The sequence below is a fragment of the Nocardia sp. NPDC058244 genome (assembly GCF_042882065.1).
Classification (GTDB): Bacteria; Actinomycetota; Actinomycetes; order Mycobacteriales; family Mycobacteriaceae; genus Nocardia.
The window spans coordinates 601397-614257 of record NZ_JBHVWX010000005.1; the positions used below are offsets into that span (position 1 = coordinate 601397).

The window sequence follows — 12861 nt, forward strand, 5'->3', positions numbered from 1 at the left end:
GTGAGCACGGCGAGCCCCGGCTACTGGCGTTCCTCCCGAATCGGCCCCACGCCCGGCATATTTCAGTGCACAGTTGTACTCTCAATCCCGTGACCGAGCAGCTCCCCCAACCCCAGGCCGAGGTACAAGCGCTCACGCGCCTGGCCGGCGACGAATTCGTCGGTGCCGTCGACGGCATCGCGGCCATCCACCGCGCCATCTCCGACCGCGTGTTCGCGGCGGTGCGGCTCGGGGTCGGTCCCGCCGCGGATCCGGTGAAGGTGGTGCACGACGCGATCACCGACGGCGTCTACGCGGTGGTCGGCGGGACGGGATTCGTGGTCGGCGAGGTGGCGAGCGCGGTCCAGGTGCCCGGCGTCACCGCACCCTCGCGGACGGTCTGGGGCGCGGGCGTCCTGGCCGCTCTCCAGGGCCTGATCGGGGACACCCTCGAGGACGAGGCGCCGATCCTGGCCTCCCCCATGACCTTCCGCGTCGACGGCGCGCCCGTCCCGCCGGAACAGCTGGCCGCCCACGTCGCCGTGCCGACGACCCGGCTGGTCGTGCAGCTGCACGGACTCGTGGAGACCGAGCACGCTTGGCGGCTCGGCGGCCGCCCCACCTATGGCGACCGGCTCGAGGACGACCTCGGCTACACCCCGATCCTGGTGCGCTACAACACCGGCCTGCACATCTCCGAGAACGCCGCCCAGCTCAGCGCGCTGCTGGCCCGGCTGGTCGCGGCCTGGCCGCTGCCGGTGCACGAGATCTGCCTGCTCGGTCATTCGATGGGCGGTCTGGTCGCGCGCGGAGCCTGCCACCTGGCCGACGCGGCGGACGAGGCCTGGGTGCGCGCGGTCCGGCAGGTGGTCTGCCTCGGTTCCCCGCATCTGGGCGCCCCACTGGAGCAGCTCGCGCACTACGCCGCGGCGGCGTTCGACCTGCTGCCGGAGACCCGTCCGCTGGGCAAGCTCCTGCGCAGGCGCAGCGCGGGAATCCGCGACCTGCGCCAGGGTTCGCTCGTCGACGAGGACTGGCGCGATCTCGACACCGACGCGCTGCGCGCGCGGGCGGTCCGCGAGGTGCCGTTGATCGCGGGCGTCGAGCACTACTTCGTCACCGCGACCGTCACCCGCAGCCCCCAGCACCCGCTGGGACGGGTCATCGGTGACGGGCTCGTGCTCACCGGCAGCGGATCGGGCCGCGGCCGGACCCGCCGGATCGGCTTCGACGGAGTCAACGGCCTGCACGTGCCCGCGGCCAACCACTTCAGCCTGCTCAACCACGACGCGGTGTACGAGGCGCTGCGCAGCTGGCTGACGAGCACGCCCCGCAGAGCGGCGCGGGTGGATACGCTGTGGCCATGACTCTCGACCACGGCGACCCCGGCGACGCACCCTCCATCCCGCTGCCGACCGCTCCCCTGGCCAACGAGGCCCGCCCCTCGGCGGCCGAGGAGGCCAGAACCATCGCGGCGGCCACCAATACCGGCACCCTGGCCAGCCTCACCGCCGACGGCGCGCCGTGGGCGTCGTTCATCACCTACGGACTGCTCGACGGCGCGCCCGTCCTGAGCGTCTCGCGACTGGCCGAACACGGCCGCAACCTGGCCGCCGACCCGCGCGCCAGCATCGCCATCGTGACCCCGGACATCCCGGCCGATCCGCTGGCGGGCACCCGGATCACCCTGGCCGGCGTGGTGGAACGACCGGAGGGCGCCGAGGCCGAGGCCGCCCGCGCCGCCCACCTGGCCGCCATCCCGGCCGCGAAGTACTACATCGACTACAGCGATTTCACCCTCTGGGTGCTGCGCGTGCAGCGGGTGCGCTGGGTCGGCGGGTACGGCCGGATGGACTCCGCGTCGGCGCAGGATTACCTGGCCGCGCAGGCCGATCCGATCGTGCCGCTGGCCGCACCCGGCATCGCCCACCTCAACGCCGACCACGCCGATGCCCTGCTGGCCATGGCCACCCGGCTCGGCGGCTTCCCCGACGCGACCGCCGCCGTCTGCGAACGCGCGGATCGCTACGGCCTGGACCTGCGGGTCGAGACGCCGCGCGGCGTCGCGCGCACCCGGGTCGGCTACGCCGCGCCGCTGTCGGAGATCGGCGAACTGCGCTCGGCGACGGTCGAATTGACGCGGCGGGCCCGCGCCACCGACTAGGCCTCGTACAGCTCGAGCGGCAGGTCGTCGGGATCGAAGAAGAAGGCCATGTGCTTTCCGGTGTACTCGTCGGTGCGCAATTCCTCGGTGCGGACGCCGCGTTCACGCAGGGCGTCGAGCGCGGCGGGCACATCGGCGACCACGAAGGCGAGATGACGCAGCCCCGCCGCCTCGGGCCTGCTCGGTCGCGCGGGCGGATCGGGAAACGAGAACAGCTCGATCCGGCAGCCGCCCGGCAGCGCGACATCGAGCTTCCAGGAATCCCGGTCGGCCCGGTAGTGCTCGCCGAGCACCGTCCCGCCGAGGGTTTCGGTGTAGAAGCGCTTCGAGCGGTGGTAGTCGGTCGCGATGATCGCGACATGATGGATCCCGAGAAATTCCATCCTCAGGTCCAGAGGGCGGCGACGAGCACGTTGACGATGGCGAGGCCACCGGCGGCATCGGTCATCCAGTCGACCTGCTTGCCACGCTTGGCGTCGGCGCGGCCGATCTCGGCGAGCGCGACGACGGCGACCGAGATGGCCAGCTTCACGGCCAGCTTGGTCGTGTCCGGGTCCTTGCCCAGCGAATCGACGGCCGAGGCCAGACCCGCCAGGACCAGGCCGGTGATGAGCTGGGCGCGCGCGCCCCACACCATCAGCTCCGAGACGACCGGCCGGGACGCCGCGAAGCCGCCGACCACGGCCGCCATGCCGAGCAGATGGGTGACAACCACCAGGTTGTAAACGAATTCCATGAATGGCGAGCGTAGTTCACACGAAAGCGGCCGGCGCCCGAAGGCACCGGCCGTTTCCCGACGAACTTTTCCCGTGTGTATTACAGCCCCTGTTCCTCCAGCACCTTCGAATCCTTGCGGACGCCGAAGGCGGTGATGATCTCCATGATGCCGATGACGATCAGGAAGATGCCGACCACCAGGGTCAGGGTCGCCAGCGACTCGATCGGCCACACGATCAGGATGATGCCGGCGATCGCGCTGATGATGCCGTAGAAGATCTGCCAGCCGCGCCCCGGCACGCCCTTGTCCGACATCGCGGCGAACAGCACCGCGACGCCACGGAACAGCCAGCTGATGCCGATCCACAACCCCAGCAGGAAGATCGAGGTCAGATCGTCGCGGAAGCAGAAGATGCCGATGATCAGCGACAGCACGCCACTGATGAAGGAGAGCACCCGGAAACTGGTGCTGGGCAGATGGGTGAAGGCGGCGATCAACTGGAAGATGCCGCTGACAACCATGTAGATACCGAACAGAATGCCCGCCACGAGCAGTGACGGACCGGGCCACACCAGCACGATGATGCCGAGGACCACCGCGAGGAGGCCGGTGACCAGAATTGTTTGCCAGGTTTTCTTGGCAAGAGCCGCAACGGGACTCTCCAGCACGGTATTTGTCGTCATGACGAGATGTTATGCCCGGTCGCTCTCGTTTTCCCGACATTAGCTGGAGCCGTGATCGTGTCGCGATCACCCGCCGTGCGACGACCTGGGCCGAGACCACCCCGCGTGACGACCGACACGTCGTTGCATGCGCGAACGTTTGGTCCACACAGGACCCGGGTAGGTCAAGAAGGTGTCGGTTGTACTCGTGCTGCAAGCTCGGGGCCTCGGTGATGTGCTCGCCGCGGTCCCGGCTCTGCGTGCTCTGCGTCGGGCCGAACCTCGCAGCAAGATCGTGCTGGCGGCGCCGCATCGATTGGAGCGGATCGTCGACCTGATCTCCTCGGTCGACGAACTGGTGCCCACCGCCGATCCGGCCGCTCTGATCTGGGACGGGCCGGCGCCCGAGCTGGCGGTGAACCTGCACGGCGCCGACGGCGCCAGCGCGCGGGCGCTCGCCGACACCGGCGCCGCGCGGATCATCGGTCACCGGTCCCCCGCCTCGCCCAAGCCCGCCGGTCCCCGCTGGGACCCGGAGGCCCACGTCGTGGATCGGTGGTGCCTGCTGCTGGAAGCCGAGGGCATCGCGGCCGATCGCCGCAATCTCGGTCTGGTGCCGCCGGTGGCCTCGATCAGCCGCCGCGACTGTGTCGTCGTGCATGTCGGCGCCGGTGCGCCGGCGCGTCGCTGGCCGCCGGAACGGTTCGCGGCGGTGGTCCGGCATCTGCTGGTGCTCGGCCGCGACGTCGTCCTGACCGGCGACCCGTTCGAACGCGAGATCGCGGTCCAGGTCGCCGTCCAGGCCGGGCTGCCCGACGATCGCGTGCTGGCGGGCAGGCAGAACCTCACCGATCTGGCGGCCACGGTCGCCGAGGCCGCCCTCGTGATCAGCGGCGACACCGGTGTCGCGCACCTGGCGACCGCGTTCGGCACCCGCACGGTACTGCTGTTCGGCCCGACCCCGCCGCGTCGCGGTGGGCCGCCCGCCCACCTGCTCGGCAGGCACGCGGTGCTGTGGGCGGGCCAGGTGGGCGATCCCGAGGGCCGGGTGCCCGACCCGGGGCTGTTGCGGATCGGGGTGCCCGAGGTGATCGCCGCGGTCGACGCGCAGCTGGACAAGCAGGACTGGGCGGAATCGACCCGGTTGCGTTACCGCCGGGTGGGCTGACCGGGCTCCGCGGCCGCACGCAGGGCTGCGGCGTGCGCGGCCAGCGCGCTGGGCCAGAACTGCTCCAGGTAGTCGCGGGCGTCGCTGAGACCCCGCGGGTCCAGGGAGTAGAGGTGCCGGTTGCCGTCGCGGCGCATGCTCACCAGGTGCGCTTCACGCAGGACGCGCAGGTGCTGGGAGGCCGCCGAGCTGGTGATTCCGGCGGCCGCGGCGAGGTCGGCGACCGACCGTGGCCCCGACGGCAACGCCTCGAAGATCACGCGCCGGGTGGGGTCAGCGAGCGCGGTGATAGCCCGAACTCCGTTAGCGTCCACTGAATCAGTGTCCCTGGGAAGCCGTGGTTCGGCAATGATCTTGCGTCCTGGGGATTCCCCCCGGTCGACCCTCGAAATTTCCGCATTCGTTATGGTGTCGTTATAGATCAACTGGCGTTATAGCGCATCGTGATCGCAGCCACATCAGTCGCCGTCGAGATCACGGTTTCGCTACGTTCGAAACATGTTCGTGACCAACCCGTTATCCGCTCGAGTCTCCGACGCCCTCGCCGGCCGCTGGGGAGGCGTTGTCGCGGGTGCGGTGGCTTTGTCCGCACTCGTGGGAACCTCGGCCGCCGCCTTCGGCGGGCCCGAGACCTCGGTTTCCGACACCAGTATCACCGCCAGCGCCACCGAAGGCGTGCACGCGGGCCAGTCGCCGTACCGCTTCACCGCCTACACCCCCGCCGAGGCCCAGGGCCCGCAGGGCGAGACCCCCGCGTCCGCCCCGATCCCGTGGGAGGAGCACCGCGAGGCCGTCGCGCTCGCGCTGCCTCCGCTGCCGACCCTCGCCCCGCCCCCGCCGCCGCGCCCGCACACCGTGCGCCCGGTCAACGGCCGGTTGACCTCGTACTTCGGCGCCCGCTGGGGTGCCGCGCACAACGGCATCGACTTCGGTGACCCGATCGGCGCGCCGGTCTTCTCGGTCACCGACGGTACCGTCATCGAGACCGGCCCCGCCTCCGGCTTCGGCCTGTGGGTCCGTGTCCTGCAGGACGACGGCACCATCGGCGTCTACGGTCACGTCAACGAGATCCTCGTGCAGACCGGTCAGCACGTGAACGCCGGTGACGTCATCGCCACCGTCGGCAACCGTGGCCAGTCGACCGGCCCCCACCTGCACTACGAGGTGCACGTCCAGGACGGCTCGCTCTACGGCGCCCCGATCGACCCGCACCCGTGGCTCGCCGCCCGTGGCGTCGACGCCGGTGTCGCCCAGGACTGACCCGCTCTACCACCCGAGTCGCGCCGTGTGCGCGATCAGGAAATCCCGTAGCCGCGCGACCGCGAGTGTCGGATCATGGTCTCCCGAGACCAGGCCGATCTCGCGGTCGCGTTCGCCATCGATCGGCACGACCGCCAGATCGGGGTGCGGAATCTCGGCCGCGGGCAGCAGGGCCACCCCGAGCCCGAGCGCGACCAGTTCTCGCAGCGTCTCGAACTCGGTGATCTCGAACAGCACCCGCGGCAGGAAACCCGCTGCGGCGCACCAGCTGTCGAGCAGTGCGCGCAGCTGGTAGCTGGGCGGATTGGCGATGAACGCCGCGTCGGCCAGCTCGGTGAGATCGACGCGGGCGCGCCCGGCCAGCGGATGGGCGCGGGCCACGTGCAGGGCGATGCGCTGCCTGCCCAGCGGCACCGTCGGCAGGTCGGCGGGCGGCGGGATCATCACCGCCAGGTCGAGCGCGCCCGCGCGCACCTGGTCGGCCAGCGCCTCGCCGTGTGCCTGCACCAGGTGCAGCCGGACTCGCGGCGCCCTGGTGTGGAACTGGGCCAGCAGCGACGGAATGCTCACCGGGCCGAGGGTGAGGGGGAACCCGAACCGGACGAGCCCGTTGTCGGGGTCGGCGTCGGCGCGCACCCGGCGCACCGCGTCGTCGAGCGCTCGCACCAGGCCGCGCGTGCGTTCGTACAGCTCACGGCCCTGCGGCGTGAGCGTCACGCCGCGGCCGGCCGGCTGGAACAGCGCCACCCCGAGCGTCTGCTCGAGCGTCTTGATCCGGCGGCTCACCGAGGACTGCGGCACACCGAGACGCTGCGCGGCCTTGGTGATGTGGCCGTCGCTCGCCGCCGCGTCGAACGCGGCCAGCAGCGGCGCGAGCGCCTGCGCTCCCCCGTCGCCTGAATCATCCATATCCGGATCGTATCTCCATTGATTCCGTATTGGACGGATCACTCCCGCGGCGTGACGATAGCCGTACACAGCGCACGGGAGGTTCGACGATGACCGAGACGACACCCCGCCGACCCGAATCCGGTGGCGGCGACGACATTCTCGACGCGGTGCTGATCGGCGGCGGTATCATGTCGGCCACGCTCGGCGCCCTGCTCAGCACGCTCGCGCCGGACTGGTCGATCGCGCTGTTCGAGCGGCTCGGCGAACCCGCCGCGGAGAGCAGCCATCCCTGGAACAACGCGGGCACCGGGCACTCCGGCCTGTGCGAACTCAACTACATGCCCGATCCGCGCGACGGCGAGCGCGCGGCCGGGATCGCCGAGCGTTCCAGCTCACCCTGCGGTTCTGGGCGGCGCTGGCCGCCCGTGGCGAACTCGACCCGGCGACCTTCGCCACCCCGACCCCGCACGTCACCGTGGTGTTCGGCGACCACGACATCAGCTATCTGCGGCGGCGCTACGCGACGCTGCGCGAGCGGCCCGCCTTCGCCGCGATGGAGTACACCGAGGACCGCGCCGTCATCGCCGAGTGGGCACCGCTGCTGGTGCGCGGCCGGGCCGACGGCGAGGCCATGGCCGCCACCCGGCACCGCGCGGGCACCGATGTCGACTTCGGCGCGCTGACCAGGTCGCTGCTCTCGACGATGACCGCGGCGGGCAACGCGGTCCGGCTGCACCGCGAGATCACCGGACTCACCCGCGACAGGGACGGCCTGTGGACCGTGCGCGGCCGGGACCTGGACAGCGGCAGGCGTTTTCGGGTGCGCACACGCTTCGTGTTCGTCGGCGCGGGCGGCTACGCCCTGCGGCTGCTGCAACGGGCGGGACTGCCCGAGGTGCGCGGCTACGGCGTGTTCCCGCTGGGGGCGCAGTTCCTGCGGACGACGAACCCCGACGTCGTCGCCGAGCACACCGCGAAGGTCTACAGCCAGGCCGCGCTCGGCGCGCCGCCCATGTCGGTGCCCCACCTGGATCGTCGCGAGGTCGACGGGTCGGCCGCATTGCTGTTCGGCCCGTACGCCACCTTCAGCACCCGCTTGCTGCGGCACGGCAGGCTCACCGATCTGTTCACCACGCTGCGGCCGCACAACATCGTGCCGCTGGTGGCCGCGGGCCTGCGGAACCTGGATCTGGTGCGGTACCTGATCACCGAGCTCCTCGCCTCGCCGCGCCGCAAGTTCCGGCAGCTGCAACGCTTCTATCCGACTGCCGACCCGGCCGACTGGGAGCTGATCCCGGCCGGGCAGCGCGCCCAGCTGGTCAAGCCCGACCCGGAGCGCGGCGGCGTGCTCGAGTTCGGCACCGAACTGGTGACCGGCGCCGACGGCACCGTCGCCGGGCTGCTCGGCGCGTCCCCCGGCGCCTCGATCGCGCCGTCGATCATGCGGGACCTGCTCGACCGCTGCTTCCCCGAACGGCGCTACGAATGGTCACCGCTGCTGGCCGAGCTGCTGCCCGAGGACCCGCGGGCGATCAGCGCGGCGCGTTGACCAGGGCCCCGATCAGGCGGTGGCTGCGGGCGCTCATCTCGCCCGCCGTCTGCTCGGGGTGGCGCAACCACCACAGCACCAGCGAGGTCACCGACCCCATCCAGACGTCGGTGAACGCCGACAGGTCGTCGGGGTCGGTGAGCGCGAGCGTGCTCAACGCGTCGGCGACACCGCGCGCGGCCTGGGCGGCGATCCGCCTGCGGGCCGCGCGCACCGCGTCGGCGGCCGGGCCCGCGTCCGGGTGCGAGCGGTCGAAGACGACGGTCCAGTCGTGCGGACGCGGCGCGAGGGCGACGAAGAGCGCGTCGAGGGTCCGCTCGGCCTTGGTCAGGCCGCTCGCCCCGGTGATGGCGGTTTCGATCGCGTCGTAGATGACGGTGGCCGCGCGCTCGACACAGGCGATGTAGAGCCCGTCCTTGGACTGGAAATAGGTGTAGACCAGCGGCTTGGACACCCCGGCCCGCTGCGCGACCTCGGCGGGCGAGAGCCCCGCGTAGCCGACCCGCCCGATCTCGGCGACGGCGGCGTCGAGGATCTGCTGCTCGCGCTCGGGGCGCGGGACACCCTTGGTTCCGGCTGTACTCACCCGGCCCATCCAACCATCGCGGCGACTCCTGTTGACACTCAATTGACTGATTTGTAATTTACTAGATAGTAAATTCATTCGTCCCCTCGACGCCAGGAGTCACCGTGCTCGACCGCCTCGCGCAGTCACTGCTGCTCAACCCGCCCGCGTTGCCGCGCACCGTGGCGCGGCTCGTGCTCGGCGAACGGCACGAGATCGCCGGCAAGACCGTCCTGCTGACCGGCGCGTCCTCCGGCGTCGGCCGGGCCACCGCGCTCGCGCTCGGCCGCGACGGCGCGCGGCTCGTCCTGGTCGCCCGGACCGCCGAACCGCTGCTCGAGGTCCGCGACGCGGTGCGCGCGGCCGGTGGCCGGGCCGACAGCATCACCTGCGATCTGTCCGACCCCGGCGACACCGACGACCTGGTCAAGACCGTACTCGAGCAGTACGGGACGATCGACGTGCTGGTGAACAACGCGGGCCGCTCGATCCGCCGCCGCGCGAGCGACGCCACCGACCGGTTCCACGACTACGAACGCACCATGGCGCTGAACTACTTCGGCGCGGCCCGGCTCACCATGGGCCTGCTGCCCTCGATGCTCGAGACCGGCGACGGGCACGTCGTCAATGTCGCCACCTGGGGCGTCGCCGCGGGCACGATGCCGATGTTCACCGCCTACCACGCGTCCAAGGCCGCGCTCGGCGCGTTCGGGCGCAGCCTGGGCGCCGAGACCAGGGCGCGCGGTGTGCACGTCACCACCGTCGGCTTCCCGCTGGTGCGGACCGAGATGATCGCCCCGACCGGCGCCTACGACGAGTCGGCGGCGCTGACCGCCGAGCAGGCCGCGGACTGGATCCGCACCGCGATCCGCACCCGGCCGATCGAGCTGTATCCCCGCTACACCCGGATTCTGCAGGCCGTCGCGACCGTCTCCCCCCGCGCGGTCGACGCCGTCATCTGGCGCCTGGGGATCTGATCGGCGCCCAGGTGACCGCACCGGAGTAGGGCCTTCCCCCTACCCCGGTACGGGTAGCGAACCGTTCCGCAGCGGGAGGTGTTGCGACGCACCGGATTTCTACCGTCGAGACATGGCGACGATCGATCTCTCCCACACCCTGTCCCGCATCCGGTTCCACGCCGCGCCCGCACGCGGGGCCGGCACCGACCGCGCGCCCTGGCACGGCCCGCTGCTGGTGAACTCCGCGCTGATGAGCGCGCTCGTGCTGGTCTCGGTCGTCGGCATGCTGGTCGACGACCGGATGCTGCTCGGCGAGTCGGTCTGGCTCAAACCCGCCAAGTTCGGGCTCGCCTTCGCCCTCTACGGCGTGACGCTGGCCTGGATCCTGCGGCTGCCGCACCGGGGCAGGCGGGCCACCTGGTGGCTGGGCACCGTCTTCGCCGTCACCGGGATCGCCGACGTCGGGTTCATCGCGCTGCAGGCCGCGCGCGGCACGTTCAGCCACTTCAATACCGCCGAGGATTCCGTCAACCAGATCGGCCAGCAGGTCTTCGCCTCCGGGGTGCCCGGCCTGTTCCTCGCCAATCTCGTCCTGGCCGTGATCATCTCGTGGCAGAAGCTGGCCGATCGGCCGACCCGGATCGCGTTGAAGGCCGGACTGTGGCTGGCGGTGGCGGGCATGATGCTCGGGTATCTGATGGGCTTCACCGGCCCGCAGCTGGTGCGGCAGTCCGACGGCACCGTCGTCGGGCTGATGGCCGGGCACACCGTGCGCGCGGGTGGCCCGCACGGTGACGCGGTCCGCGACGGGGTCGGCGCCATGCCACTCACCCACTGGAGCACCACCGGCGGTGACCTGCGGATTCCGCACTTCGTCGGGTTGCACGGCATCCAGGTGCTGCTGCTGTTGGCCGTCGTGCTGGTCGCGCTGGCACCTCGGTACCGGTGGCTGCGCGAGGAGACCGTCCGCGCGGCACTGCTCGGCGTCGCGGTGCTCGGCTACTTCGGGTTGCTCACCCTCGTGCTCTGGCAGGCACTGCGCGGTCAGCCGCTGACCAGCCCCGACCTCGCCACCGCGGGCGCGGCGACGGCACTCGCGCTGCTCGTCGCGGGCGGGGTGACGGCGGTGTACCTGCGGGCCCGCGACGCTGTCGAAACCCGCTGACCGCGCTCGCCCGGCCGGCCCATCGCACCCGAGGTGCGTTGGGCCGCACGAGGTTTCAGCGCAGCCGCTCGGCTTCTCGCGATAGCTGCAGCAGGGTGGCGCTGAGCTGTGCCAGCTCCGCGTGCTCGGCCCCCTCGGCCACCGCCGTCGCCACGTCCTCGGCGGCGCATCGGGCCGCGAACCAGCGATCGGCCAGATCCGCGGCTTCCTGGGCGGACAACACCACGGCGTCCTCCGGAATACCGGTTCCCTTGAGACTGGTGCGGTGCTCGTACGCCCGTTGACGGCACGACTGGCGGCAATAGCGGCGACGGCGCCCCGACTCGGAATCCACGATCTCCCGCCCGCACCACAGGCAGGACAGCAGGCGACTGCGCGACATGCTGCGAAACCCTATCGGTCCGGCGCCCGATCGGGCGGCTCAGGTCTCGCTCAGCGGGCACGGACCCCGCCGTCCCCGCTCAGGGGCCACCCGGCCGATTCACCGTTGCGACTACAATGGAACAGTTCAGAGGTCCCGTGCGTTAACGGTAGGACCACGATCGGCGCCAGCCGCCAAAGACAGGGAGCACACATGGCAGATCGCGTACTCCGAGGCAGTCGGCTCGGAGCGGTGAGCTACGAGACCGACCGCGACCACGACCTGGCCCCCCGCCGGATCGCCCGCTACCGCACCGACAACGGTGAGGAATTCGACGTCCCGTTCGCCGATGACGCGGAGATCCCGCCGACCTGGCTGTGCCGTAACGGCCAGGAAGGTCAGCTCATGGAGGGCACCACGGTGGAGACCAAGAAGGTCAAGCCGCCGCGCACCCACTGGGACATGCTGCTGGAGCGTCGCAGCAAGGAGGAGCTCGAGGAGCTGCTCAAGGAGCGCCTCGAACTGCTCAAGACGCGCCGGCGCGGATAGCGCTCAGTGCGATACGGCGAAGGCCGCCTCCCGCTCGGGAGGCGGCCTTCGCCGTTCTTCTGTCGTGGCCGGTCAGTGACTGGCCACCTTGCGGTACTGGAGTAGCGCCGCGGGCATCGCGATCGCCAGGATGACCACCGAGCAGATGATCGCGTAGAGGATGCAGTTGTCGGCGGCCCAGCCGGTGGCCGGAGCGAACGACGGCGGCGCGTCGTTGTCGAACAGCTCGCGACCCGCCGCCGAGACCGCGGTGATCGGGTTCCACTCGGCGATGGTGCGCAGCGGGCCCGGCAGGGTCTCGGCGGAGATGAACGCCGAGGAGATGAACGACAGCGGGAACATCCAGATCAGGCCCGCGCTCTGCGCGACCTCGACGGTCGGCGAGATCAGACCGGTCAGGGCGCCCACCCACGACATCGCGAACGCGAACAGCAGGATGATGGCGAAGGCCAGCGCCGCGTCGGCGACACTGCCGTGGATGCGCCAGCCGACGATGTAGCCGCAGATCACCATCACGCCCAGGCTGAGCACATTGACCACCAGGTCGGACAGCGTGCGGCCCATCAGCACCGCCAGCCGCGACATCGGCAGCGTCCGCATCCGGTCGATGATGCCCTTCTGCAGGTCGCCCGCCAGGCCGACCGTGGTGAACGCGGCGTTGAACGCGACCGTCTGGGTGAAGATGCCCGCCAGCAGGAACTCGCGATACTGGTCGCCACCCAGCGAGGCGCCGAAGATGTAGGCGAACAGGAACACGAACATCAGCGGCTGGATCGTCGCGGTGACCAGCAGGGTCGGCACCCGCAGGATGGTCAGCAGGTTGCGGTGCGCCACGATCGCGCTGTCCCGGATGAACCGGGCCCGCGGCGGC

At 71.0% G+C, this 12861-nt stretch carries 15 protein-coding genes and 1 pseudogene; 8 read left to right on the forward strand and 8 right to left on the reverse strand.

Translation table 11 applies throughout. From position 1 onward, the window contains the following. Nucleotides 1-89 precede the first annotated feature (89 nt). Nucleotides 90-1346, forward strand: a complete 1257-nt coding sequence (locus ACFVW6_RS19290; RefSeq protein ID WP_378829355.1) for a lipase family alpha/beta hydrolase — start codon at nt 90-92, stop codon at nt 1344-1346. Then, nucleotides 1343-2143, forward strand: coding sequence for a HugZ family protein (locus ACFVW6_RS19295; RefSeq protein WP_378829357.1), 801 nt, complete (start codon nt 1343-1345; stop codon nt 2141-2143). The genes ACFVW6_RS19290 and ACFVW6_RS19295 overlap by 4 nt, the downstream gene beginning before the upstream one ends. Here ACFVW6_RS19295 and ACFVW6_RS19300 read toward each other — a convergent pair. From ACFVW6_RS19300 to ACFVW6_RS19310, 3 genes are all read right to left on the reverse strand, one after another. Beyond that, nucleotides 2140-2526, reverse strand: a complete 387-nt coding sequence (locus ACFVW6_RS19300; RefSeq protein ID WP_378829360.1) for a VOC family protein — start codon at nt 2524-2526, stop codon at nt 2140-2142. The two genes, ACFVW6_RS19295 and ACFVW6_RS19300, sit on opposite strands and share 4 nt — an antisense overlap. Nucleotides 2527-2528: 2 nt before the next feature. Further along, entirely contained in the window at nt 2529-2879 is a 351-nt protein-coding gene (locus ACFVW6_RS19305) for a hypothetical protein (protein ID WP_355280274.1), read from the reverse strand. An 80-nt stretch (nt 2880-2959) separates the two neighbouring features. Further along, nucleotides 2960-3544: an HdeD family acid-resistance protein gene (locus ACFVW6_RS19310; protein WP_355280272.1), complete on the reverse strand. Its 585-nt coding sequence runs from the start codon at nt 3542-3544 to the stop codon at nt 2960-2962. 172 nt (nt 3545-3716) lie between these two features. On the opposite strand from ACFVW6_RS19310, the gene ACFVW6_RS19315 reads away from it, so the two are divergent. Continuing rightward, a complete protein-coding gene (locus ACFVW6_RS19315) occupies nt 3717-4691 on the forward strand; it encodes a glycosyltransferase family 9 protein (protein WP_378829363.1) in 975 nt (324 codons plus the stop codon). Here the strand turns inward: ACFVW6_RS19315 and ACFVW6_RS19320 are convergent. After that, nucleotides 4673-5005: a metalloregulator ArsR/SmtB family transcription factor gene (locus tag ACFVW6_RS19320; RefSeq protein WP_357350265.1), complete on the reverse strand. Its 333-nt coding sequence runs from the start codon at nt 5003-5005 to the stop codon at nt 4673-4675. The genes ACFVW6_RS19315 and ACFVW6_RS19320 overlap by 19 nt on opposite strands. Before the next feature lie 262 nt (nt 5006-5267). Between ACFVW6_RS19320 and ACFVW6_RS19325 the strand changes: the two genes are divergently transcribed. Further along, nucleotides 5268-5951, forward strand: coding sequence for a M23 family metallopeptidase (locus ACFVW6_RS19325; protein WP_378829365.1), 684 nt, complete (start codon nt 5268-5270; stop codon nt 5949-5951). A gap of 6 nt (nt 5952-5957) precedes the next feature. Here ACFVW6_RS19325 and ACFVW6_RS19330 read toward each other — a convergent pair whose 3' ends face one another. Continuing rightward, on the reverse strand, nt 5958-6860 hold the full coding sequence (locus tag ACFVW6_RS19330) for a LysR substrate-binding domain-containing protein (protein ID WP_378829367.1): 903 nt from the start codon (nt 6858-6860) through the stop codon (nt 5958-5960). An 89-nt stretch (nt 6861-6949) separates the two neighbouring features. Between ACFVW6_RS19330 and mqo the strand changes: the two are divergent. Beyond that, nucleotides 6950-8391 (forward strand): annotated as a pseudogene (gene mqo / locus ACFVW6_RS19335) (malate dehydrogenase (quinone)). Here the strand turns inward: mqo and ACFVW6_RS19340 are convergent. Further along, a complete protein-coding gene (locus ACFVW6_RS19340) occupies nt 8375-8977 on the reverse strand; it encodes a TetR/AcrR family transcriptional regulator (RefSeq protein WP_357350271.1) in 603 nt (200 codons plus the stop codon). The pseudogene mqo and the gene ACFVW6_RS19340 overlap by 17 nt on opposite strands. Nucleotides 8978-9081: 104 nt before the next feature. On the opposite strand from ACFVW6_RS19340, the gene ACFVW6_RS19345 reads away from it, so the two are divergent. Together ACFVW6_RS19345 and ACFVW6_RS19350 are read left to right on the forward strand one after the other, a co-directional pair. After that, on the forward strand, nt 9082-9933 hold the full coding sequence (locus tag ACFVW6_RS19345; protein WP_365012912.1) for an SDR family oxidoreductase: 852 nt from the start codon (nt 9082-9084) through the stop codon (nt 9931-9933). A gap of 112 nt (nt 9934-10045) precedes the next feature. Further along, the gene (locus ACFVW6_RS19350; protein ID WP_378829371.1) at nt 10046-11080 is read left to right on the forward strand and encodes a hypothetical protein; all 1035 of its coding nucleotides are present in this window, start codon (nt 10046-10048) and stop codon (nt 11078-11080) included. 55 nt (nt 11081-11135) lie between these two features. Here the strand turns inward: ACFVW6_RS19350 and ACFVW6_RS19355 are convergent, their stop codons facing one another. Then, complete coding sequence (locus ACFVW6_RS19355; protein ID WP_355280256.1) at nt 11136-11462, reverse strand: hypothetical protein; 327 nt, start codon at nt 11460-11462, stop codon at nt 11136-11138. 192 nt (nt 11463-11654) lie between these two features. On the opposite strand from ACFVW6_RS19355, the gene ACFVW6_RS19360 reads away from it, so the two are divergent. Then, nucleotides 11655-11990: an RNA polymerase-binding protein RbpA gene (locus ACFVW6_RS19360; RefSeq protein ID WP_110040609.1), complete on the forward strand. Its 336-nt coding sequence runs from the start codon at nt 11655-11657 to the stop codon at nt 11988-11990. Nucleotides 11991-12062: 72 nt separating this feature from the next. Here ACFVW6_RS19360 and ACFVW6_RS19365 read toward each other — a convergent pair whose 3' ends face one another. Further along, on the reverse strand, nt 12063-12842 hold the full coding sequence (locus ACFVW6_RS19365; RefSeq protein ID WP_355280438.1) for an ABC transporter permease: 780 nt from the start codon (nt 12840-12842) through the stop codon (nt 12063-12065). Nucleotides 12843-12861 lie beyond the last annotated feature (19 nt).